The organism is Citreimonas salinaria, assembly GCF_900107235.1.
GTDB classification, from domain to species: Bacteria; Pseudomonadota; Alphaproteobacteria; order Rhodobacterales; family Rhodobacteraceae; genus Citreimonas; species Citreimonas salinaria.
This window is the reverse complement of the sequence record NZ_FNPF01000010.1, coordinates 19512-42359: the sequence shown is the minus strand read 5'-3', so window position 1 is coordinate 42359 and position 22848 is coordinate 19512. Positions and strand designations below refer to the sequence as shown.

General features: G+C 69.3%; 23 protein-coding genes and 1 tRNA gene. 13 read left to right on the top strand and 11 right to left on the bottom strand.

Annotation, left to right across the window (positions count from 1 at the left end; translation table 11 throughout):
- The first annotated feature begins 27 nt into the window (after window positions 1-27).
- Window positions 28-1185 (top strand): ribonuclease D, encoded by a 1158-nt coding sequence (gene rnd, locus BLW27_RS12940; RefSeq protein ID WP_089883812.1) that lies wholly within the window; start codon window positions 28-30, stop codon window positions 1183-1185.
- Window positions 1186-1189: 4 nt separating this feature from the next.
- On the opposite strand, the gene xth is transcribed toward rnd, so the two are convergent.
- Window positions 1190-1972, bottom strand: coding sequence for an exodeoxyribonuclease III (xth, locus tag BLW27_RS12935; RefSeq protein ID WP_089883811.1), 783 nt, complete (start codon window positions 1970-1972; stop codon window positions 1190-1192).
- Window positions 1973-2282: 310 nt separating this feature from the next.
- Between xth and BLW27_RS12930 the strand changes: the two genes are divergently transcribed.
- The 3 genes from BLW27_RS12930 to BLW27_RS12920 all read left to right on the top strand — a co-directional run bounded on the left by BLW27_RS12930 (window position 2283) and on the right by BLW27_RS12920 (window position 5304).
- Window positions 2283-3245: a DUF6749 family protein gene (locus BLW27_RS12930; protein ID WP_089883810.1), complete on the top strand. Its 963-nt coding sequence runs from the start codon at window positions 2283-2285 to the stop codon at window positions 3243-3245.
- A gap of 104 nt (window positions 3246-3349) precedes the next feature.
- Window positions 3350-4408 (top strand): DUF6902 family protein, encoded by a 1059-nt coding sequence (locus tag BLW27_RS12925; protein ID WP_089883809.1) that lies wholly within the window; start codon window positions 3350-3352, stop codon window positions 4406-4408.
- Complete coding sequence (locus tag BLW27_RS12920) at window positions 4405-5304, top strand: DMT family transporter (RefSeq protein WP_089883808.1); 900 nt, start codon at window positions 4405-4407, stop codon at window positions 5302-5304. The genes BLW27_RS12925 and BLW27_RS12920 overlap by 4 nt, the downstream gene beginning before the upstream one ends.
- 71 nt (window positions 5305-5375) lie before the next feature.
- Here the strand turns inward: BLW27_RS12920 and BLW27_RS12915 are convergent, their stop codons facing one another.
- The gene (locus tag BLW27_RS12915) at window positions 5376-5699 is read right to left on the bottom strand and encodes a HesB/IscA family protein (RefSeq protein ID WP_089883807.1); all 324 of its coding nucleotides are present in this window, start codon (window positions 5697-5699) and stop codon (window positions 5376-5378) included.
- Between the two features lie 77 nt (window positions 5700-5776).
- On the opposite strand from BLW27_RS12915, the gene BLW27_RS12910 reads away from it, so the two are divergent.
- From BLW27_RS12910 to scpB, 6 genes are all read left to right on the top strand, one after another.
- The gene (locus BLW27_RS12910) at window positions 5777-6955 is read left to right on the top strand and encodes a deoxyguanosinetriphosphate triphosphohydrolase (RefSeq protein WP_089883806.1); all 1179 of its coding nucleotides are present in this window, start codon (window positions 5777-5779) and stop codon (window positions 6953-6955) included.
- A gap of 81 nt (window positions 6956-7036) precedes the next feature.
- Complete coding sequence (gene argS / locus BLW27_RS12905) at window positions 7037-8770, top strand: arginine--tRNA ligase (RefSeq protein WP_089883805.1); 1734 nt, start codon at window positions 7037-7039, stop codon at window positions 8768-8770.
- 102 nt (window positions 8771-8872) lie between these two features.
- Complete coding sequence (locus BLW27_RS21705; protein WP_245710873.1) at window positions 8873-10003, top strand: SPOR domain-containing protein; 1131 nt, start codon at window positions 8873-8875, stop codon at window positions 10001-10003.
- Window positions 10000-11001 carry a glycoside hydrolase family 3 N-terminal domain-containing protein gene (locus tag BLW27_RS12900; RefSeq protein WP_245710872.1) on the top strand — a complete coding sequence of 334 codons (1002 nt, stop codon included), beginning with the start codon at window positions 10000-10002 and terminating at the stop codon, window positions 10999-11001. Before BLW27_RS21705 ends, BLW27_RS12900 begins: the two co-directional genes overlap by 4 nt.
- The gene (locus BLW27_RS12895) at window positions 10998-11795 is read left to right on the top strand and encodes a segregation and condensation protein A (protein WP_089883803.1); all 798 of its coding nucleotides are present in this window, start codon (window positions 10998-11000) and stop codon (window positions 11793-11795) included. Before BLW27_RS12900 ends, BLW27_RS12895 begins: the two co-directional genes overlap by 4 nt.
- Window positions 11788-12447 (top strand): SMC-Scp complex subunit ScpB, encoded by a 660-nt coding sequence (gene scpB, locus BLW27_RS12890; RefSeq protein WP_089883802.1) that lies wholly within the window; start codon window positions 11788-11790, stop codon window positions 12445-12447. Before BLW27_RS12895 ends, scpB begins: the two co-directional genes overlap by 8 nt.
- An 8-nt stretch (window positions 12448-12455) precedes the next feature.
- Here the strand turns inward: scpB and BLW27_RS12885 are convergent, their stop codons facing one another.
- From BLW27_RS12885 to BLW27_RS12850, 8 genes are all read right to left on the bottom strand, one after another.
- A complete protein-coding gene (locus BLW27_RS12885) occupies window positions 12456-13547 on the bottom strand; it encodes a 2'-deoxycytidine 5'-triphosphate deaminase (RefSeq protein ID WP_089883801.1) in 1092 nt (363 codons plus the stop codon).
- A 52-nt stretch (window positions 13548-13599) separates the two neighbouring features.
- Window positions 13600-13676 (bottom strand) — tRNA-Pro (locus BLW27_RS12880).
- 60 nt (window positions 13677-13736) lie between these two features.
- On the bottom strand, window positions 13737-14834 hold the full coding sequence (locus tag BLW27_RS21700; RefSeq protein ID WP_245710871.1) for a MerR family transcriptional regulator: 1098 nt from the start codon (window positions 14832-14834) through the stop codon (window positions 13737-13739).
- 2 nt (window positions 14835-14836) lie between these two features.
- Window positions 14837-15145 carry an integration host factor subunit alpha gene (ihfA, locus tag BLW27_RS12870; protein WP_089883800.1) on the bottom strand — a complete coding sequence of 103 codons (309 nt, stop codon included), beginning with the start codon at window positions 15143-15145 and terminating at the stop codon, window positions 14837-14839.
- A 97-nt stretch (window positions 15146-15242) separates the two neighbouring features.
- Window positions 15243-16214 (bottom strand): beta-ketoacyl-ACP synthase III, encoded by a 972-nt coding sequence (locus BLW27_RS12865; protein WP_089883799.1) that lies wholly within the window; start codon window positions 16212-16214, stop codon window positions 15243-15245.
- Window positions 16211-17320 carry a phosphate acyltransferase PlsX gene (gene plsX, locus BLW27_RS12860; protein ID WP_089883798.1) on the bottom strand — a complete coding sequence of 370 codons (1110 nt, stop codon included), beginning with the start codon at window positions 17318-17320 and terminating at the stop codon, window positions 16211-16213. The genes BLW27_RS12865 and plsX overlap by 4 nt, the downstream gene beginning before the upstream one ends.
- A 22-nt stretch (window positions 17321-17342) precedes the next feature.
- Window positions 17343-17549, bottom strand: coding sequence for a 50S ribosomal protein L32 (gene rpmF / locus BLW27_RS12855; protein ID WP_089883797.1), 207 nt, complete (start codon window positions 17547-17549; stop codon window positions 17343-17345).
- Window positions 17550-17707: 158 nt separating this feature from the next.
- Window positions 17708-18328 (bottom strand): YceD family protein, encoded by a 621-nt coding sequence (locus BLW27_RS12850; protein ID WP_089883796.1) that lies wholly within the window; start codon window positions 18326-18328, stop codon window positions 17708-17710.
- Between the two features lie 206 nt (window positions 18329-18534).
- On the opposite strand from BLW27_RS12850, the gene BLW27_RS12845 reads away from it, so the two are divergent.
- The 3 genes from BLW27_RS12845 (at window position 18535) to BLW27_RS12835 (ending at window position 21746) form a co-directional block, all read left to right on the top strand.
- The gene (locus BLW27_RS12845) at window positions 18535-18915 is read left to right on the top strand and encodes an outer membrane protein assembly factor BamE (protein ID WP_245710870.1); all 381 of its coding nucleotides are present in this window, start codon (window positions 18535-18537) and stop codon (window positions 18913-18915) included.
- Between the two features lie 123 nt (window positions 18916-19038).
- Window positions 19039-19815, top strand: a complete 777-nt coding sequence (locus tag BLW27_RS12840; RefSeq protein ID WP_089883794.1) for a GNAT family N-acetyltransferase — start codon at window positions 19039-19041, stop codon at window positions 19813-19815.
- Window positions 19816-19910: 95 nt separating this feature from the next.
- A complete protein-coding gene (locus BLW27_RS12835) occupies window positions 19911-21746 on the top strand; it encodes an ABC-F family ATP-binding cassette domain-containing protein (protein WP_089883793.1) in 1836 nt (611 codons plus the stop codon).
- Window positions 21747-21770: 24 nt separating this feature from the next.
- Here the strand turns inward: BLW27_RS12835 and BLW27_RS12830 are convergent, their stop codons facing one another.
- Window positions 21771-22832: an AbrB family transcriptional regulator gene (locus BLW27_RS12830; RefSeq protein WP_089883792.1), complete on the bottom strand. Its 1062-nt coding sequence runs from the start codon at window positions 22830-22832 to the stop codon at window positions 21771-21773.
- Window positions 22833-22848 lie beyond the last annotated feature (16 nt).

The window sequence follows — 22848 nt, the reverse complement described above, 5'->3', positions numbered from 1 at the left end:
ACGCCGACAGACAGGAAGACCGAACCGATGCAGACGATCACGGATACCGCGGCACTTTCGGCGTTCTGCGCGCGCGCCCATCAGGCCCCCTACGTCACCGTCGACACCGAATTCCTGCGCGAGCGGACCTATTATTCCAAGCTGTGCCTCGTGCAACTGGCGCTGCCCGGCCGCGGCGAGGATGACGCCGTTCTGGTCGATCCACTGGTCGAAGGGTTGTCGCTGGAACCGTTGATGGACGTGTTCCGCGACGATTCGGTGGTCAAGGTGTTCCACGCCGCCCGGCAGGACCTCGAGATATTCCAGATCGACCACGGCGTGATCCCCGCGCCGCTGTTCGACACGCAGGTGGCGGCGATGGTCTGCGGCTTCGGCGAGCAGGTCGGCTACGAGACGCTGGTCAAGCGCATCGCCAAGGGCACCGTCGACAAGACCTCGCGCTTCACCGACTGGTCGCGCCGCCCGCTGACCGATGCGCAGAAGACTTACGCGCTGGCCGACGTGACGCATTTGCGCGACATCTATGAGTTCCTGTCAGCCAAGCTGGAAGAGACGGGACGCGAACGCTGGGTCGCCGAGGAGGTCGCCGTGCTGACCGACCCCGAGACCTACATCACCCGGCCGCGCGACGCCTGGAAGCGGATCAAGACCCGCTCGAACAGCCCGCGCTTCATGGCCATCGTGCGCGAGCTTGCCGCCTTTCGCGAGTCGTACGCCCAGTCGCGCAACATCCCGCGCAACCGCGTGTTCAAGGACGACGCGCTGGTCGAGCTTGCCTCGACCAAGCCCGCGAACCTGCAGGACCTGGGCCGGTCGCGCCTGCTGCTGCGCGAGGCCCGCAAGGGCGACATCGCTGACGGTATCCTGGCAGCCGTCGCGGCGGGGCAGAACTGCCCGAAAGAGGACCTGCCCGAAGCCGAGCGCGGTCGCGAGAACGACCAGGTGAACCAGGCGCTGGCCGACCTGCTGCGCGTGTTGCTGAAGGCCAAGACGGAAACCTACGGCGTCGCGTCGAAGCTGATCGCGCAGGCGGCCGAACTCGACCGGATCGCCGGTGGCGCGCGCGACGTGGCTGCGTTGAAGGGTTGGCGGCGCGAGGTGTTCGGCGACGATGCGCTGCGCCTTTGCGAGGGGCGTATCGCGCTGGCGGCCGAGGGCGAGCGGGTGAAGGTGATCGAACTCTAGACCGCTACAGGTCCAGCTCGACCCAGACCGGCACGTGATCCGACGGCTTGTCGCGGTCGCGGATCTCCTTGTCGATCCGGCAGTCGACGAGCATGTCGGCTGCCTGCGGGCTCAGCAGCATGTGATCGATCCGGATGCCCTTGTTCCGTGGCCAGGCATTGGCCTGGTAATCCCAGAACGTATATTGCGCCGGTGCGGCGTTGCGCACGCGGAACGCGTCGGTGAAGCCCAGGTTCACCACGCGGTGGAACGCGGCGCGGGTCTGCGGCAGGTACAGCGCGTCGTCCTCCCAGGCCTTCGGGTCATGCACGTCCTCGGGCTGCGGGATGACGTTGTAGTCGCCGGCCATCATCGCCGGCATTTCCGCGGCCAGCAGCGCGCGCGCGCGCGCCTCCAGCCGCTCCATCCAGGCAAGCTTGTAGTCGTATTTCGGCCCCGGCGCGGGGTTTCCGTTGGGAAGGTACAGCCCGCACAAGCGCAAGGCGTCGTGTTCGCCCACCACGGTCGCCTCGATCCAGCGGGCCTGTTCGTCGGTCTCGTCACCCGGCAGGCCGCGCATCACGTCCTCGAGCGGGTGCTTGGACAGGATCGCCACACCGTTGAAGCCTTTCTGTCCATGCGTCTCGACATTGTAGCCGCGCTCGTCGAAAGGCTCGCGCGGGAAGGCTTCGTCGACGGACTTGATCTCCTGGCATAGCACGACGTCCGGCTGGGCCTCGTCCAGCCAGTCGGTCAGCGCGGTCACTCGCGCCTTGATGCCGTTGATGTTGAACGTGGCGATCTTCACCAGAAGCCCTCCTGCCGGGAGCCTCCTTTTGGCCCGTCGGCCGAGTGCGTGCAAGCGCCGCCGCGTGGATGATTCGCGGCCTTTCCGCGTCAAAACCGGGGGTTGCGGCGGTCACGCGAAATTTATCCACAGAAAATATGCGTCTGTGGACACGAGACGTTCAAGTCAAAGCGGCGGAAAGTTGCCGATCGACCTTCATGTGGATAATGCGCGCGTTAATCAACTTTAACAAGAATTAACTTTTTGAAATGCGCTTTTCGGGGGAGCGTTTGGACATCGTCAACTCAGCAAATCAAGCGAGGATCAATCGATGTCGACCCAAGTGAAGCACCTGATCTCTGAAGAAATTCTTGCCGTGGAACCGCAGGTCTGCGGCTTCTCCGGAGAAGGCCTCGAGATGTTCACATCGTGGTCGGGCCCGGCCGAGACGGCAATCTTTAGTGGAAATGCAGTCGAGGCATTCACCTCGTGGTCGGGCCCGACTCGCTCCGAACGTCACGCCGGCGACGCCGTCGAAGCATTCACCTCGTGGTCGGGCCCGACTCGCTCCGAACGTCACGCCGGCGATGCCGTCGAAGCCTTCACCTCGTGGTCCGGCCCCGTCCGCTCCGAACGTCACGCCGGCGACGCCGTCGAAGCCTTCACCTCGTGGTCCGGCCCCGTCCGCTCCGAACGTCACGCCGGCGACGCCGTCGAAGCCTTCACCTCGTGGTCGGGCCCGACTCGCTCCGAACGTCACGCCGGCGATGCCGTCGAAGCCTTCACCTCGTGGTCCGGCCCCGTCCGCTCCGAACGTCACGCCGGCGACGCCGTCGAAGCCTTCACCTCGTGGTCCGGCCCCGTCCGCTCCGAACGTCACGCCGGCGACGCCGTCGAAGCCTTCACCTCGTGGTCCGGCCCCGTCCGCTCCGAGCGTGACGCAGGCGATGCCGTCGAAGCCTTCACCTCGTGGTCCGGCCCCGTCCGCTCCGAGCGCGACGCAGGCGACGCCGTCGAAGCCTTCACCTCGTGGTCTGGCCCCGTCCGCTCCGAGCGCGACGCAGGCGACGCCGTCGAAGCCTTCACCTCGTGGTCTGGCCCCGTCCGCTCCGAGCGCGACGCAGGCGACGCCGTCGAAGCCTTCACCTCGTGGTCTGGCCCCGTCCGCTCCGAGCGTGACGCCGGCGACGCCGTCGAGGCCTTCACGTCGTGGTCGGGTCCGGTCCGCTCCGAGCGCGACGCAGGCGACGCGACCGAAGCCTTCACCTCGTGGTCGGGCCCGGTCCGCGCCTGAGGCGCAGGCCTGCCCGGACGGGGCGCCTCTGCGCCCCGTCCCGGCCCACTTGGACATCGGCCATGCCGGCGACGGCCGGGCCGCTACGAGACGAGGAGACGCCCATGAGCACCGTGATCCAGTTGAACGCGCCGCACCGCATTCCGCCGCGCGAAATGCGCCTGTCTTCGCTTCTGGCGCTGTTCGCCCAGGGCAGGCGCGGCGGGGACGACGTGTTCTGGCTCAAGGAGAACGCAGAGCTACTCAACGTGCTGGAATGCACCGGACAAAGCGTCCCCCCGGAGGCGCTGTCGGTGCATGAGGCCTTCTACCGCGAAGCCGCCGAGCGGCTGCGCTTCTTTCCGCAATACTACCGCTTCTTCCTGTCGATGGTCCTGGACATCGAGGACCTGGGCATGGGCGGAGAGACCGGTGCGCGGATGGTCGCCTTCGCCGAAAGGCAGGGCCTGCCGGGGGCCGAACTGTCGGACCTGCAGCGCGCCGAGGCCCGCCGCCTGATGCGCCGCCGCGGCGTCGACCCGATCCGCGAGCCGGGTCTGGACGACCGGCTGCGTGCCTTCGCGTCGCGCAACGCGACCTTCGCGCTGCCCAACAAGAAGGCCGCCTATGAACTGACGCATATCGTCTTCTATCTGACCGAATACGGCCGCAAGGCCGCCGACCTGCCGCCCGAGGCGATCCGCTCGCTTCATTTCGCGGGCTTGACGGCGTTCCTCGAACAGAACGCCGACCTGCTGGCCGAGATCTGCATCGCTCTCGACTGGGCGGGCGACGCGGCGCCCTTGCTCTGGGCCGACTGGCTCGAGGAGCAGACCGCAAGCTTTGCGCTGACCTGTGCGTCGGACGTGTCGGTCGCGGATGATTACCACGAATTCCTGGTCTGCAACTGGCATGCGGCCGTCACCGGCCGGCCGGTGTTCCGCAAGCCGATCGCGGCCGAGCGCACGCGCTTCGACCGCGCGCCGCGCATGGCGCCGCTGTCCGAGATCAGCCGCGCGATGATGACGATGGACGCGGGCCGCAGCGGCGACTGGAGCGTGATGCGCGACCGCATGCAGCCCAGCCTGTCGCCCGCCACCTGCGACCTGATGGAGGCCGCCGCCCGGTCGAGCACGCATTTCGACGCCTTCTTCGAGGGCTTCGCACGGGCCGGACAGCCATGAGCGCGCGGGCGATCCAAGGACTCGCCGCCGGCGGGGCGCTGACCGGCGCCGCGTTGGTCGTTATCTATACCGGCATGATGGCCGGGGCGGACGGTATCACCAAGCTGATCGCCGGCGGCTACGAGGCGCCGCAGCTTTTCGCGATCTCGGCGGCGCTGGTCGCCGCGTTCTGCCTGCTGTCGGCGCGGCGCGGCGGCGAGGTCGGTCTGGGGGTGACGAGCCGCGGCACGATGGCCGTGCGCGCGGGCCTGACGGTTGTCGCCTCCATCGCCTTTTTCCAGGCCTTCCGGCTGCTGCCCTTCGCCGACGTGTTCCTGTTCATCGGGCTGATTCCTCTCTTTGCCGCCGCGCTCTCCGGCCCGGTCCTGGGCGAAAGCCCGCGCCCGACGGCCTGGGCCGCGCTGCTGCTGGGGGCGGGCGGGATGCTGCTGCTGATGCCGGGCGGGCTGTCGGGCCTGCAGGCGGGCCATGCCTGGGCGCTGACCGCGTCGCTGACGGGCTGCGGCTCGATGCTGGCGGCGCGTCGCATCGCCAAGGTCGAGCGCGTTCCGCTGGCGCAGGTCTTCTGGCCGAACCTTGCGCTGATGGCCGCCATGGGCGCGGCGCTGCCCTTCGTCTGGAAGCCGATGGGCCTCTCCGACCTGGCGTGGGTCGGTGCCTACGCGGCCATGCTCTTCGGCGCCCGTTACGTCTCGGCCGAGGCGCTGCGGCTCCTGCCGGCGCACGTGGCGATGCCGCTGATGAACCTGCAATTCGTCTGGATGGTGGCGATCGGGATGGCGGCCTTCGGCGAGATCCCCGCGCCGGGTACGGTGCTGGGCGTGACGCTGGTCGTCGCATCGGGGCTGTGGCTGATCGCCGAGGAGCAGATGGCCCGTGGCCGCCGCAATGCCTGAAGGGCCCACCTGCCCAAAATACGAACGGCGCCCCGTGGGCGCCGTTTTGCCTGCGGGACCGTCAAAGGCCGTTACATCGAGAACGACGTGCCGCAGCCGCAGGAGCTGGTCGCGTTCGGGTTCTCGATCACGAAGCGTGCGCCGATCAACTCTTCGGTGAAGTCGATCACCGCGCCTTCGAGGAAGGGCAGGGAGACCGGGTCGACCACGACGCGCTGGCCGTGGCCTTCCAGCACCAGGTCCTCGTCCTCGGCGGCATCAAGCTTGATCTCATACTGGAAGCCCGAGCAGCCGCCACCCTCGACGGCGACGCGCAGGGCCTTGCCCTCGGCGCCGGCGCCGATCTCTTCCAGCCGGGTAAAGGCGCGGTCGGTGACTTTCGGCGGCAGATGCATGGGAACCCCCGTCAGGTTTATCTTTGCGACGAACGTCAATATATGCGGGCAAGGACACGACAACAAGGTGACCCGCGATGCGCGCCCCCTATGCCTGCGAGCCCGAAACCGCCCGCGGCCGGCTTTTCCCCGAGGAGGAGAGCGCCTTCCGCTCGTGCTTCCAGCGCGACCGCGACCGGATCATCCATTCCAGCGCCTTCCGCCGGCTGAAGCACAAGACGCAGGTCTTCGTCGAGCACGAGGGCGATTTCTACCGCACGCGGCTGACGCACTCGATCGAGGTGGCGCAGGTGGCGCGCACGATCTCGAATGCGCTGGGCCTGAACGTCGATCTGACCGAGGCCGTGGCGCTGGCGCACGATCTCGGCCACACGCCCTTCGGCCACACGGGCGAGGACGCGCTGGACGCGCTGATGCGGCCCTTCGGCGGGTTCGACCACAACGCGCAGACGCTGCGGATCGTCACCCGGCTGGAACGGCACTACGCGGAATTCGACGGGTTGAACCTGACTTGGGACACTCTCGAGGGCATCGCCAAGCACAACGGCCCGGTCGTGACCGCCCGCGGCAACACCGAAGGCGTTCCCTACGCGCTGGCCGAGTACGACGCGGTCCACGACCTCGAACTGCACACCCATGCCAGCGCCGAGGCGCAGGTGGCCGCGTTGTCCGACGACATCGCCTACAACAACCACGACCTGCACGACGGGCTGCGCGCGGGGCTCTTCTCCGAAAGCGACATCGCCGAGCTGCCCATCGTCGGACCGGCCTATGACGAGGTGGACCGGCTTTATCCCGGCCTCGACCCATACCGCCGCCGGCACGAGGCGCTGCGCCGCGTCTTCGGCGCAATGGTGTCCGACTTGATCGACACGTCGCGCGCGCTGCTGGAGGGGGGAGAGTTCCCGAACGCGCAGGCGATCCGCGAATGCGGCCGGCCGGTCATCGCCTTTTCGGGCGGTCTGTGGGCCGAGTTGCGCCAGATCCGCGCCTTCCTGTTCGAGAACATGTACCGCGCCCCGCGCGTGATGGAGCAGCGCGCCCGCGTCACGAAGGTGGTCGAGGACCTGTTCCCCCGCTTCATGGCCGACCCGTCGCTGCTGCCCGCGCGCTGGCAGGACGAGATCGCCGGCCTGCGCGACGAGTCCGCGCTGGCGCGGCTGGTGGCCGATTACGTCGCCGGCATGACCGACCGCTTCGCGCTGCAACTGCACGCGGAGATGACCGGCACCGATATCCTTATGGACGGGCACTAGGGGCAGGGCCGCGGGCACCGGACCGGCGCCGTTTGACGCCGCCTTCCCACATGGTAATGGACGGCGCGAAGGAGCCGTTTCATGAACCTGTTTGCCGAGATCCGAGAGCTTGTCCTGACCGCGCTGGACGCCGAGGGGCTGATCCCCGAAGGCGCCAACCGCGACGCCATCACCGTCGAGCCGCCGCGCGACCCCTCGCATGGGGACATGGCCACCAACGCCGCGATGGTGCTGGCCAAGCCTCTGGGCCGCAAGCCGCGCGACGTGGCCGAGGCGCTGACGGCCCGGCTGGCGCAGGACGAGCGCATCGCCACGGCCGAGGTCGCGGGCCCGGGCTTCATCAACCTGCGGCTCGCGCAGTCGGTGTGGCAGGCGCTTCCGGCGGCGATCCTGGCGCAGGGCGTGGATTACGGGCGCTCGACGCTGGGGCAGGGCAAGCGCGTCAACGTCGAATATGTCAGTGCCAACCCCACGGGCCCGATGCACGTCGGCCATGCCCGCGGTGCGGTGGTGGGCGACGCGCTGGCCTCGCTTCTGGCCTATGCGGGCTACGACGTGACGCGCGAATACTACATCAACGACGGCGGAGCGCAGGTCGACGTGCTCGCGCGGTCGGTCTATCTGCGCTACCTCGAGGCGCACGACCTGTCGGTCGACTGGCCCGAGGGCAGCTATCCCGGCGACTACCTCATCGATGTCGGCGAGGCGCTGAAGGCCAAGGTGGGCGACGCATGGATCGACCAGCCCGAGGACGTCTGGCTGGAGGAAGCGCGCACGTTCGCCACAGAAGCGATGATGGACCTGATCCGCGAGGATCTGGCCGCGCTGGGCGTGCGGATGGACCACTTCTTCAGCGAGAAGAGCCTCTACGGCACCGGCCGGATCGAAGCGGCGATCGACAGCCTGCGCGCCAGGGGCCTGATCTATCGCGGCACGCTCGAACCGCCGAAGGGCAAGACGCCCGAGGACTGGGAGCCGCGCGAGCAGACGCTGTTCAAGTCGACCGCGCACGGTGACGACGTCGACCGCCCGATCATGAAGTCCGACGGCGGCTGGACCTATTTCGCGCCCGACATCGCCTATCACTACGACAAGGTGACGCGCGGCTACGACTGGCTGATCGACGTCTTCGGCGCCGATCACGGCGGTTACGTAAAGCGGATGAAGGCGGCCGTGGCGGCGCTGTCCGACGGCCGCGTGCCGCTCGACATCAAGCTGATCCAGCTGGTCAAGCTCTACCGCAACGGCGAGCCGTTCAAGATGTCCAAGCGCGCGGGCACCTTCGTCACACTGCGCGACGTGGTCGACATGGTGGGCGCGGACGTGGCCCGGTTCCACATGCTGACGCGCAAGAACGACGCGCCGCTGGATTTCGACTTCGACAAGGTGGTCGAGCAGTCGAAGGAAAACCCGGTCTTCTACGTGCAATACGCCCATGCGCGCATCGCCTCGGTGCTGCGCAAGGCGCCCGAGGCCGGCATCGACGTGTCCGACGATGCGCTGGCGCGCGCCGACATGGCATTGATGACACACCCGGCGGAACTGGCGCTTGCCGGAAAACTCGCCGAATGGCCGCGCCTGGTCGAGATCGCCGCCCGCAACACCGAGCCGCACCGCGTGGCCACCTACCTGTCGGAGCTGGCCGCCGAGTTGCACGCCCTGTGGAACCGCGGCAACGACGAGACCGGCCTGCGGTTCATTCAGGACGATCCGGCCACAAGCCAGTCCAAAATCGCGCTTGCGCGGGCCGTATCTGTTGTTATTTCGGCCGGTCTCGGTATCTTGGGCGTCAAGCCGATGGAGGAAATGCGCTGAGACAAGGCGCGCCGCATCGGTCACTGCAGGCAAGCGCGGGTCGCTCCCGCGCCCAAATCGAGCACAGGCGCGTGGCGTGATCCCGCGCGGAACGAGGCGGACATGACCGAATACTTCCAAGACTCGGGGCAGGCGGCCCCGGTATCCCGCGACGTGGCAACGATGGCGCACTGGGCCGGCGCCGCCGTGTCGCTGTCGCTGATCGCTGGTATCGGGATCTGGGGCTTCAAGCTGGTGGCGCGCGATGTCAGCGGCGTGCCTGTCGTCCTCGCGGCCGAAGGCCCGATGCGCATCGCCCCCGAGGACCCGGGCGGCCGTCTGGCCGATCATCAGGGCCTGTCGGTCAACACGGTCGCGGGCCATGGCGTGGCAGAAGGTCCGGCCGAGCGTCTGGTGATCGCGTCACGCCCCGCGGGCCTTGCCGAAGATGACGTGGCCCAAGGCGCGCTGCAAAGCTACGAACGCCAGTCGGCCGAGGCCGCCGCCGCCGCGGAAACGCGTCGCGCCGCGGACGCAAGAACCGAGATGCCCGGCCGTGCCCCGCGCTTCGGCGCGCCCGGCGACGCGGTGAAGCCGCTGCCGGCGACCTTCACCCGCGACGACGCGGTCATCCCGCATGACAGTCCGCTGGCAAAGTCCGGCGATGCGGAAATCCAGGCGCTGGTGACGCAACTGACCGACGGGGCCATGCCCCTCGGCACCGCCGCGCGCGACGAGACTGAAACCCCGGCCGCGCCGGATATGGCGGGTCAGGACAATGATTCCGGCATGTTCTCCGACGCGAAGGCCGCGCCGGCAGGCCTGCGCGCCTTCGCCGGGGTGCGGCCGCAGGGCCGTCCGGTGCTTGTCGCCGCGCGCACCGAGCCCGTGGAGATCCTGAACGCTGCCTCGGGCGCGACGGTGGTGCCCGGCTCGGTCATCGCCGAGGCGCTGGGCATGGGAGGGCCGGCCGCAGCCGAGATCGACGCCGATGATCTGCCCGCCGGAACCCGGCTGGTGCAGATCGGCGCCTTCGACAGCGCCGAGATCGCGCGCGCCGAATGGGATCGCCTGATGGGCCGCTTCGACGCCTATCTCGGCGACAAGGGGCGCGTGATCCAGCAGGCGCAATCCGGCGGTCGGACCTTCTATCGCCTGCGCGCGCATGGCTTCGCCGACCTGTCGGATGCGCGCCGCTTCTGCGCCGCCTTCGTCGCCGAGGGCGTCGACTGCATCCCGGTCGTCAGCCGGTGAGCCGCTTTTCAGCCGTGATCCTCGGCTGTGCCGGATTGCGCCTGACCGAGAACGAGCGCCGCTTCTTCGCCCACGCGAACCCTTTCGGCTTCATTCTTTTCGCGCGCAACTGCGAGACGGCCGACCAGGTCCGCGCGCTGACGGCCGACCTGCGCGACGCGGTGAGCCGCGACGCGCCGATTTTCATCGATCAGGAAGGCGGCCGCGTGCAGCGCCTTCGCCCGCCGCTGGCCACGGACTGGCGCCCGCCGCTGGACGACGCGATCGCGGCCGGCGACCGCGCCTCCGATGCGCTGGCGCTGCGTTACGCCATCATCGCCGCCGAGCTGCGCGCGCTGGGCATCGACGGCAACTGCGTCCCCGCGCTGGACGTGGCGCGCGCGGAAACCCACCCGTTCCTGCGCAACCGTCTGCTGGGCTCCGATGCCGACACGGTCGCCCGCCTGGGGCGCGCGGTGGCCAATGCCCATCTTGCCGGCGGCGTCCTGCCGGTGATCAAGCACATGCCCGGCCACGGTCGCGGCACCGCCGACAGCCACCTGCATCTGCCGCGCACTGATGCCGACATGGACGCACTGCAATCAGACTTCGCGACATTCGCGGCGCTGTCGGACCTGCCGCTCGGGATGACCGCGCACATGGTGTTCGAGGCTCTGGACGAGCGCGCGGCCACCGTCTCGGAAACGATGATCGGCCTGATCCGCGACCGCATCGGCTTCGACGGCCTGCTGATGACGGACGACATCTCGATGCAAGCGCTGTCCGGCGACGTGGCCTCGCGGGGCAGGGCGGCGCTGGATGCCGGCTGCGACGCGGTGTTGCACTGCAACGGAGAGCTGGACGAGATGCGGGCGCTGCGCGACGCCACCGGCGCGATGACCGACGCGGCGCAGGCCCGCGCCGAGGCCGCGCTGGCCGCGCGGCGTCCCGCCCCCGCGGTTGACATCGCCGCCCTGCGCGCCACGCTCGAGACGCTATTGCCCGCATCGGTGCCATGACCGAAGATTCCGAACCGGAGATCGTTCCCATATCCGTCGCCGCCCGCCTCGCGGCCGAGGCGCTGGTGGTCGACGTCGACGGCTTCGAAGGTCCGCTCGACCTGCTGCTGAACATGGCGCGCACGCAGAAGGTCGATCTGCGCCAGATCTCGATCCTGGCGCTGGCGCGGCAATACCTGGTCTTCGTGGAAAAGGCCCGCGCGCTTCGGATCGAACTGGCGGCCGACTACCTGGTGATGGCGGCATGGCTGGCCTTCCTGAAATCGCGCCTGCTGCTGCCGCCCGACCCGCAGGACGAGGGGCCGTTGGGCGAGGATCTGGCCGCGCACCTGGCCTTCCAGCTGGAACGCCTTCAGGCGATGCGCGAGGCTTCGGCGCAGCTCTGGGCGCGAGACCGGCTGGGGCGCGACATCTTCGCCCGTGGCATCCCCGAAGACGTCACCCGCCACCGCCGCGTCGAATACACCGCCACGCTGGTCGACCTGATGCAGGCCTATTCCCGCATCCGCACCCGCGACGAATTCCGCCCCTTCGTGATGGACCGCGACAAGGTCTTCACCATGGAAGAGGCGCTGGAGCGGCTGCGCGGCATGATCGGGTTCGCCGGCCAATGGACGGAACTGCAAAGCTATCTGCCCGAGGGCTGGGACGACGACCCGGTCAAGTGGCGCAGCGCCACCGCGGCGACCTTCGCCGCCTCGCTGGAACTGGTGAAAGAGGGCCGCGCGGAACTGCGCCAGCAGGGGATGTTCGCGCCGATCCAGATGCGCCGCCGCGAGCGTCGCGATGGCTGAGCGCGACGACACAGGCCCGCGGGAAAGTCTGTTCGCCGCCCCGTCCATGGGCGAGCAGGAGCGCATGGTCGAGGCGGTGCTGTTCGCCAGCGCCGAGCCTGTCACCGTGGCCGAACTGGCCGCAAGGATGCCGCATGGCTGCGACCCGGCCGAGGCGCTGGCCCATCTGCGCAAGCGCTACGAAGGGCGCGGCGTGCGGCTGGTGCGCGTCGGTGACGCCTGGGCGATGCGCACCGCGCCCGACCTCGGGTTCCTGATGAGCCGCGAGACCGTCGAGCACCGCAAGCTGTCGCGCGCCGCGATGGAGACGCTGGCGATCATCGCCTATCACCAGCCGGTGACGCGCGCGGAGATCGAGGAGATCCGCGGCGTATCGGTGTCCCGCGGGACAGTGGACCTGTTGCTGGAACTGGAATGGGTGCGCTTCGGTCGCCGCCGGATGACACCGGGCCGCCCGGTGACCTTCGTGGTGACCGAGGCGTTTCTCGATCACTTCGGGCTGGAATCCGCGCGGGACCTGCCGGGTTTGGCCGAGCTTCGCGCCGCAGGCCTGTTGGAAGCCCGCGCGCTGCCGACCGGCGCCCCGGCCCGCGAGGACGAGGACGCGGAAGAAAGCCCCGATACCGGCCAAAGCGAGCTGTTCGAGGACTGACCGCCGCGTCAGCTGCGGAAGTGCTTGGACAGTTTCAGCCCCTGGCCCTGGTAGTTCGACGCGATCCCCTCTCCATATAGCTGCGCAGGCCGCTCGGCCATGCGCTCGTAAACCAGTCGCCCAACGACCTGGCCATGCTCCAGCACGAAGGGCGCCTCGTGGCAGCGCACCTCGAGCACGCCGCGCGCGCCGTGCCCGCCGGCCGGTCCGTGGCCGAAACCGGGATCAAAGAAGCCGGCATAGTGCACGCGGAACTCGCCCACCATGGCCAGGTAGGGCGCCATCTCGGCGGCGTAGTCGGGCGGTATGTGCACCGCCTCGCGGCTGACGAGGATGTAGAACGCGCCCGGGTCCAGCACGATGCGCCCGCGCCCGTCAACGCCGGTGTCGCCCTCGATCCGGTCCCAGAAGCCGGCCGGATCGTAGTGCCCGATCCGGTCCAGGTCGATCACGCCGGTATGCGGCCGCGCGCGCCAGCCGACCAGCCCGTCGCGTCCCGGAGTCAAGTCAACCGAAAAGCCCAGTCCCTCGTCGATCGTGGCCGGTCCGCCCGACACCAGCGTCGTGTCGGCGTGCAGCCGCGCCAGTGCGTCGTCGTTCAGCACCGCGCGTCCGCGGCGAAAGCGGATCTGGTTCAGGCGCATCCCCGGCCGCACCAGCACCGAGAACGAGCGCGGGCAGATCTCGGCGTAAAGCTGTCCCTCGTGGCCCGGTGCGATACGGTCGAACTCGGCCCCGCCGTCGGTGATCACCCGCGTCAGTAGGTCCAGCCTGCCGGTGGAGCTTTTCGCGTTGGCGATCGCCTGCAGGTCGCGGGGCAGGGCCAGCCGCTCCATCAGCGGGACGACGTAGACGCACCCCTTTTCCAGCACCGCGCCGGCGGTGAGGTCGATGCGGTGCATCTCGAACTCGGCGATGCGGTCGGCCACACTGCGCCCGTCGCCCGCCAGGAACGAGGCCCGCACGCGGTAGGCAATGCTGCCGAGCCGCAAATCCAGGCTCGCGGGCTGGATCTGCCCGTCCACGAAGGGCCGTTCGGCCGCGACCGCGCCCGAGGCGATCAGCTCGGCGATCTGTTGAGAGGGTAGAACACCCGTCATCGCGCGCTCCGATACGACCGGAGCGCAGCGTGACGGTGGTTCGGGGGTATTCTGGTCGGGCTAGCAGGACTCGAACCTGCGACCTTCCGTCCCCCAGACGGACGCGCTACCAGGCTGCGCCATAGCCCGACTTGTTCCGCTGTCATACTGCTTTTGTGCCCCGTCGCAACCCCTTTGCGGGGGAAATTTTCATCGCTCGCCGACCGTGGTCGCGGCCAGGCGCTCGTGCAGGGCGCGCAGCGCGGGAAGCGCCGCGCGCACGGCCTCGGACTGCTCGTCGCTGAGCGTCTCGAGCCAGGCGAGCCGGCCGATCGGGCCGGGCTTCGTGGCCTGCGGCACGGGCTGAGGCAGCGTCGCCTCGAGCGCGTTGGCGCGTTCGCGCGTCGCGGAGGTTTCCGAGGTTCCTTGCCTCGCCGCGAGTTCGAGCGTGTCGTGCATGTCCTCTGTGTCTGCGTCGGAAAGCTGCGTCTCGCCTGGTGCGCCGGCATCTTCAGGCGACTCGTCCGTGTCCTCGTCCGCGAAGATAACCGACGCCCGGTCTTCGTCCTGCGCCGCTACATGTCGGCTTCCCGCCGAATCAAAGTCCGGCGCCGGAGAATCGACACCTGGTTCGTCCTGCGCGTCCGCGTCTGCAACGTCCACCTTCGCCGTGTCGCCCGGCGTGCGCACCGGGTCGGACGCGAGATCCACGGATTCGGCGGGCGGCTCGACGTCCGCCGAATCCTCCAGGCCCAGACCTGTCTCCGCGTCCCAAGAAACCTCGGCCGCGGTCTCGTCGGAGACGGCGGCATCGTCGAAATCGGCCGCCGCGTCGATGTCGCCGGGCCCGTCCGGCAGGTCCGGCTCGGGCGTGGGCGGCGGGTCGGGTGGCAGGTCCGGCTTGGGCGTGGGCGGGCGTGCGGCGCTGTTGGGGAAGGCGATCAGCCGCTCTTCGGGCTCGGCCGCCTCGACCTCGACGAAGGGAGCGTCCGCGATCTCGGCCGCCTCTTCGAATTCGGCGCCCTCAGCGTCAAGCTGCCGCGCGGACAGCCGTGCCACGTGCCGAACCCCCTGTTCGCGCAGGATCTTCTGGACGCCCTTGATGGTCATCCCGTCGTCGTGCAGCAGCTTCTTGATGCCGCCCAGCAACATCATGTCGGCAGGGCGGTAATACCGTCGGCCGCCGGCGCGCTTGACCGGCTTGACCTGTGCGAACTTGCTTTCCCAGAAGCGCAATACGTGCGCCGGCGTCTGCAGCCAGTCGGCCACTTCCGAGATCGTGCGGAAGGCGTCGGGTGACTTGTCCACGATCAGCCCTGCCGCCGGTTGCCGTCGGCCACACGGTCCTTCATCAGGTGCGACGGCCGGAAGGTCAGCACGCGGCGCGGCTGGATCGGCACTTCTTCGCCGGTCTTGGGGTTGCGGCCCATGCGCGCCGCCTTGTCGCGCACGGAGAACGTGCCGAAGGACGAGATCTTGACCTGCTCGCCCTGGACCAGCGCGTCGGACATGTGCTGCAGGACCGATTCGACCAGGTCGGCGCTTTCGTTGCGCGACAGCCCGACCTCGCGGAACACGGCTTCGCTCAGATCCATCCGCGTCAAGGTCTTGTCACTCATCGTCAACCCTCCCGTTTACCGGGGCAACTGTGGCTTCGACGATTTGCCAAGTCAATTCCGCGTCTTGCGGAAGGGCATTTGAATCGCGGGAACGCGCCTACCAGCGCAGCACGATCGAGCCCCAGGCCAGCCCGCCGCCGATCGCCTCGGTGACGACCACGTCGCCCTGCTTGATCTGCCCTCGCGCGCGGCCGACCGACAGCGCCAGCGGGATCGATGCCGCGGACGTGTTGCCATGATCCTGCACGGTCACCACCACCCTGTCCATCGACAGGCCCAGCTTCTTGGCGGTGCCGGCGATGATACGGATATTGGCCTGGTGCGGCACGATCCAGTCGATGTCTTCCGGGCCCATCCCGGCCTTCGCCAGCGAGGCCTGCGCCGTCGCGGCCAGTTTCTCGACCGCGTGGCGGAAAACTTCCTTGCCCTCCATCCGCAGGTAGCCGGTGGTGTTGGTCGAAACGCCGCCATCCACGTACAGGATGTCGCGGAAGCGCCCGTCGGAATTGAGGTCCGTGGCCAGGATGCCCCGATCGGCGGTGGTGCCGTCGCCCTCCTGCGCCTCGAGGATCAGCGCGCCGGCGCCGTCGCCGAACAGCACGCAGGTCGACCGGTCGGTCCAATCCATGATGCGGCTGAAGGTTTCCGCGCCGATCACCATGACACGCTTGGCCTGTCCCGACAGGATCAGCGCGTTGGCGGTCGACAGCGCATAGATGAAGCCCGCGCAGACCGCCTGGACGTCGAAGGCGAAGCCGTGGTTCATGCCCAGCCGGGCCTGCACCATCGTCGCGGCCGACGGAAAGGTCAGGTCCGCGGTCGAGGTCGCCACGATGATCGCGTCGACGTCGTCGGGCTGCAGGCCCGCGTCGCGCAGCGCATTCTGGGCCGCGCGCGTGGCGAGATCGGACGTGTTTTCGTTCTCGGCCGCGAAATGCCGCCGCTCGATCCCCGAGCGCGAGCGGATCCATTCGTCGGATGTGTCGAGCGTCTTTTCGAACTCGGCGTTTTCGACCACCCGTTCGGGCAGGTCGTGTCCGACCCCGATGACGACGGCGCGTTGTGTCATGTAGCCTGTGTATCCTTCCCGCCCGCTTCGGCGGCATCCTGCGCCTGTGCCGCGGCAGAGGCAACCCGCGCTGCCAGCCGGTCGTCGAAACCCGACCGCGCCAGTTCGAACGCCAGCTTGACCGCCGCCGACACGCCGGTGGCATCGGCCGATCCGTGCGACTTCACCACCGTGCCGTTGAGGCCCAGGAAGACGCCGCCGTTCACCCGCCGCGGGTCAATGCGCTTCTTCAGCCGCTTGAGCGAGGTCAGCGCCAACACCGATGCGAGCCGCGAAAGCGGCGTGTAGGCGAAGGCCTCTTTCAGCAGATCGCCGATCAGCTGCGCCGTGCCCTCGCCGGTCTTGAGCGCGACGTTGCCGGTGAAGCCGTCGGTGACGATCACGTCGCAGCGGTCGCCCGGAATGTCGCCGCCTTCGACGAAGCCGACGAAGTCGAAATTGCCGGTCTCGGTCTGCGCGGCGATCAGGTCATGGGCGGCGCGCAGCTCAGCCCGACCCTTGTGCTCCTCGGTGCCGACGTTGAGCAACCCGATGCGCGGCCGCGTCAGGTCAAGCCCGTTGCGGGCATACGAGGCGCCCATCATCGCGTATTGCAGCAGGTCCTCGGCATCGGCGCGGATATCGGCGCCCACGTCCAGCATCACGTTGAAGCGCTGCGGATTGCGCGACGGCCAAAGCACGGCGATGGCGGGGCGGTTGACGCCGGGCAGCTTGCGCAGGCGGATCATCGACAGCGCCATGAGCGCTCCGGTATTGCCGCAGCTGACGCAGACCTTGGCCTCGCGGTCGCGCACGGAATCGAGCGCCGACCACATCGAGGTGCCCTTGCCGTTGCGCATCACCTGGCTGGGCTTGTCGCGCATGTTCACGACATCGGCCGCGCCGCGGATGGCGACGCGCCCCTCGAGAATGCGCTTGCGCGCGACGAGGCGCTGCAACTCGGCCTCGGGGCCGTGCAGGATGAAATCCAATCCGGGATTCTTGGCCGCCGAATCGGCGATGCCGGCGACGACGGTCGCCGGACCGTTGTCGCCGCCCATCGCGTCGACGGAAATCACGATGCGGTCGGGTCCGGTCGGCGTGCTGTGATCCTTGAGGGAAACCATCGCGGCGTCCGGGCCTGACCGTTTATGCCGCGTCGTCGTCCAGGTCGATCTCGTCGGCCATGGCGACGACCTCGCGCTCGGCGTAGTGGCCGCAGGCGGGGCAGACGTGATGCGGGCGCTTCAGCTCACCGCAGTTGTCGCATTCGTTCGGGTTGGCACCCGACAGGGCGTCGTGGGCGCGGCGGTTGTTGCGGCGCGACTTGGACACCTTGTTCTGTTGGACGGCCATGTCTCAACCTTCTCGTGTTTCGGGCCGGATGGTCTGGCCGGCCGGCGTTGTGGGAATTGTGATGCGCCTCTTAGTCCCTAGGGCCGGGACGGCACAACCCTTCATCTGTCATGAGCGCGCGAAAAATACGGACAAGCCGCCAAAGCGCAAGGGGATTCTCAGCGTGTCCCGTCGCCGTTCGCGCCGCCGTTACCGTTCTCGTCCTCGTCGCCCCCGCCCAGCGCGTCACGCAGGCCCTTCAGCCCTGCGAAGGGGCGCGTGTCCTCGTCGCGCAGCGGCGTCACGCCCGGGTCGGCATAGACCGCCTCGCCCAGCTCGGCGCCCGCGGCCCGCGGATAGGCGGGCATCGCCAGCGCCAGCGCCTCGGCCATCACCGCCTGCAGGTCGATCTCGGCGCCCAGCGGCTCCAGCGTGTCGTCCTCGGGCATCTCGATCTCGGCGCCGGGCTCGGCTGCGGGCTCGATTTCCTGCGCGGGCAGGAAGCGGCGCGTGACGTCCGTGTCGATGCGCGTGGTCACCGGCTGCAGCGTCACGGCGCAGGGCTGCACCACGGTCGCACCCAGATCCGCGTCCAGCCGCCAGCCGCGCCCGCCCAAGGCCGTCACCTCGCCCGCGAAGCGCAGCTTGCGGATCGCGGTGGCGCCCAGGTGCTCGGCCAGCGCAGCGCAGGTATCGGCATCGGGACGCAGGTCGAATTCGTGCCCCGCGCGCGGGTTCAGCGCGCTCACCACGAGGCGCGTCGGCGCGCCGTCTGCGGGATTGCGGTCTGTCTGTCTCATGCGCGGTCCTTTCGATGCGGGGCGCCGTGTGCTCCGCGCCACCGACGGACGGGGACGTGCGGGGCCGGCTTGAACGGCGCCGCGGCAATGTGTAAGCCGAGGTAAAGACCCGAAGGGTCGATGACAAGGGGCAGGGGATGCAGCGACGCGGAGCGACGGCAGGGGTGGTATTCGCGTTGGCTCTGGCCCTCGGCGGATGCTCGGCCATGGAGCGGACGCACGGCTGGACCCCGCCCGACGAACTGCTCCAGCAGATCGTGCCCGGCATCGACAGCCGCGCCACGGTCGAGGACGTGGTCGGCCCGCCGACCGCCTCGGGCGTGCTGAACGACGGCGGCTTCTACTACATCGAGACCGACATGCGCCGGATCGGCTGGCGCGCCCCCGAGATCACCGACCGCCGCGTCGTCGCGATCACCTTCGACGAGACCGGCGTCGTGTCGAACATCGCCGAATACGGGCTTGAGGACGGCCGCATCGTTCCGATCAGCCGCCGCGTGACGCAGAGCACGGACAGCAATATCGGCTTCATCCGGCGTCTGTTCGGCAATATCGGCGGGCTGTCGCTGCCCGACATCGGCCAATGATCCGACCTGCGGGGTCGTCCGTGACGCGAGCCCGGGCCGTGGCCGGCCCGCGATCGGCGACGGAACGCGTGCTCCGGTGACGGTGTGCCGCGCAGGCCTCCGGATCGTCCGGACCCGCGCGTCGTGACGGGCCTTGAGGGTCTCGACCGCGGCCTTGTGCTGGGCCGCTACCGGGTGCGCGCGGGGCAGGGCGTCGACGACCTTGCCGCCGCCCGCGCGCTGCGCGCCATCGCCTTCGCCCGCGCCGCCGGCCATGATGACGACCCGCACGACGCGCGTTGCACCCATGTGCTGGTCGAGGACATCGACCGCGAGGAGACAGTGGCCTGCTTCCGTATGGCCGATCTGGACGCGGATGCCATCGAGACCAGCTATGCCGCGGGGTTCTACGACCTGTCGCAGCTGGCGGCCCGCGGCGGTCGGCTGCTGGAACTCGGGCGCTTCTGCCTGCGCCCTGGCCGGGGCGATCCCGACATCCTGCGCCTGGCGTGGGGCGCGCTTGCGATGCATGTGGATGCCGCCGGCACCGGGCTGATGTTCGGCTGCGCGTCCTTCGCGGGGGCAGATCCGGCGCGCCACCGCCCGGCACTGGCGCTTCTGGCGCGTCAGCACCTTGGCCCGCCGGCACTGCGCCCTGGCCCGCGCGCGCCCGATCGCGTGACGTTGGATGCGGAAGCGGCCCCGCCCGCCGCGCCGGGCCGCCCTTCGACAGAGGGCCTGCGCGCCATGCCGCCGCTGCTGCGCACCTACCTCGCGATGGGTGGCTGGGTCGGCGATCACGCGGTGATCGACCACGACATGGACACGCTGCACGTCTTCACCGCCGTCGAGGTCGCCGCGATCCCGCCAGCCCGGGCGCGCAGCATCCGGGCGGTCGCGGCGCGCACCGCGCCCGCCTGACCGCCCGCGCGGCGCCGGCCCTGCACGCCACGCCAGCGTGATGCCGCGCGCCGCGCCCGCTTGACGCCGCCCGCGCGCGGCCCTAGCCACCGCGCATGGCACAGGCACCCCTTCTGCAACTCTCCGACATCTCGTTGACCTTCGGCGGCGACCCGGTGTTCGAGGATCTCTCGCTGACCGTCCAGCAGGGCGATCGCGTCGCGCTGGTCGGCCGCAATGGCTCGGGCAAGTCGACTCTGATGAAGGTCATGGCCGGCCTCGTCGAGCCCGACAGCGGCGCGGTCACCGTGCCCGGCGGCACCACCGTCGGCTACATGGAGCAGGACCCGGACATGTCCGGCTTCGAAACATTGGGCGAGTTCGCCGCCGCGAACCTGGGCCCGGACGAAATGTATCGTGTCGAGGCGGCCTCGGAAGGCCTGAAATTCGATCCCGACCGCCCCATCGCCACCGCCTCGGGCGGGGAACGCCGCCGCGCCGCCCTGGCGAAACTGATGGCCGAGGCGCCCGACCTGATGCTGCTGGACGAGCCGACCAACCACCTGGACATCGAGGCGATCCAGTGGCTCGAGGACCAGCTGCGCGCGACCCGCGCGGCCTTCGTGCTGATCAGCCACGACCGGCGATTCCTGTCGACGCTGACCCGCGCGACGCTGTGGATCGACCGGGGTGCTGTACGGCGGCGCGAATCCGGCTTCGCCGGCTTCGAGGACTGGCGCGACACGATCTGGGAGGAAGAGGACACCCAGCGCCACAAGCTCGACCGCAAGATCAAGGCCGAGGCCCGCTGGGCCGTCGAGGGGATCAGCGCCCGCCGCAAGCGCAACCAGGGCCGGCTGCGGGCGCTGCACGCGATGCGCGCCGAACGCGCCTCCCAGACCGCGCGCACCGGCACCGCAGCGATGGATCTTGCCGCGGGGCCGAAATCGGGCAAGCTCGTGATCGAGGCCGAGCACATCGGCCACGGCTTCGGCGACAAGACCATCGTGCAGGATTTCTCGATCCGGGTGGCGCGGGGCGACCGCATCGCCTTCGTCGGGCCCAACGGCGTCGGCAAGACGACGCTGATCCGCATCCTGATGGGCGAAATCACGCCGGACAAAGGCCGCGTCACGCTGGGCACGAACCTGTTGCCGGCGGTCTTCGACCAGGCGCGGGCGCGGCTCGATCCGGAGATGAGCCTGTGGGACAGCCTGACCGGCGATCCCGAGATGCGCGTCTCGGGCAAGGCCGACCAGTTGATGGTGCGCGGCCAGCCCAAGCACGTGGTGGGCTACCTCAAGGAATTCCTGTTCGACGAGGGCCGTGCCCGCGCACCGGTGCGGTCGCTTTCGGGGGGCGAGAAGGCGCGCCTGCTGCTGGCCAAGATCATGGCGCGCGAAAGCAACCTTCTGGTGCTGGACGAACCGACCAACGACCTCGACGTGGAGACGCTGGACCTGCTGCAGGACCTGCTGGGCGACTACGACGGAACGGTGCTGCTGGTCAGCCACGACCGCGATTTCCTCGACCGCGTGGCCACGGCCACGGTGGCGATGGAGGGCGACAGCCGCGCCACGGTCTATGCCGGCGGCTGGTCCGACTACCAGGCGCAGCGCGCCGAGGGGCAGGGCGGCGGCGCCCCGGCCGAGACCAGGTCCGCGAAGGGCGGCGCGAAGCCGAAGCAGTCCGGCGGCAAGCCCGTCGCGTTGCAGGCCAAGACCGGCGGGCTGACCTTTGCCGAGCGCGACCGCCTCAAGAAACTGCCCGCCGAGATCGAGCGGCTCGAGGCCGAGATCGCCAAGCTGGAACAGCTGATGGCCGATCCCGACCTGTTCACGCGCGAGCCGGTCAAGTTCCAGAAGGCGACCGAGGCGCTGACCGCGCGGCACAGCGCGCTGCAGGACGCCGAGGAAGACTGGCTGGCGCTCGCCGAGCGCAACGAGGGCTGAGGCGCGCGCCGACAGCGGACGGCCTCAGCCGGCGCCTTTCAGGCCCAGGACCTTCGCCAGCACCGACAGTTCCACGACCGTCAGCAGGATGCGCAGGATGTGGTGCAGGCTGACCAGCGCCGGGTTGGCCGCGAGGCTCAGCGCGATCACCGACATCTCGGCCACGCCGCCGGGGGCGAAGCTGATCAGCAGGTGCAGCCATTCGATCCCGGTGATCGCGGTCAGGATCGCGGCGAACGCCGCGCCCAGCACCAGCATGTAGCCGACCGATATCACCGCCAATCCCGCCGAGCGGCGCAGCAGTGCCGCCCCCATGCCCTTGAAGCGCAGACCGAGGCTGACGCCGATCACCATCTGCGCCGCCGCGATCATCCAGACCGGCAGGTGCAGGTCGATGGCGCCGGTCAGCGTCGCGGCGGCAGCAAGGAACATCGGCCCGGTCAGCTGCGCCGCCGGCAGGCGCAGCAGGTGCGCGCCCGTCATGCCGACGAACGCCGCGGTCGCGATCAGCGCGATCGCCAGCGCATCGGCGGGTTCGGCATCGCCCGCGGCCAGGTTCAGCCCGGCGGCGCTGCCCACCGGCTCTCCCATCCACAACGACAGGCCAAGCGGCAGCACCGTGATGGTGACGATGATGCGCAGGAATTGCTGCGCGGTCAGGATGCGCGTGTCGGCCCCGGCGCCTTCGCCCAGCAGGATGCTCTCCATCAGCCCGCCGGGCGTGCCCGCGTAGAAGGCGGTGGCGCGGTCGTAGCCGCCCAGCCGCCGGAACACCGCCATGTTGCCCATGTGCGCCAGGAACACGAACAGCACTAGGCCGCCCAAGGTCCATGGCAGCTCTCCGGCCAGGCGCAGCAATTCCGGCGTCACCTGGGTGCCGATCATCACGCCGATCAGCGCGACGAAGCCGCTGCGGAACCGCATCGGAAAGGAATAGCCATCCAGCGCGGCGGGCTTGACCAGCAGCACCAGCCCGGCACAGGCCGCGAGGCTGCCCAGCATCCATGGCATCGGCAGGCCCAGAAGCACGGCGATCTCGCCCCCCGCGAGGCCCAGCGCCAGCAGCGCCGCGGTGGTCAGGATCATACGCATTCTCGGCATG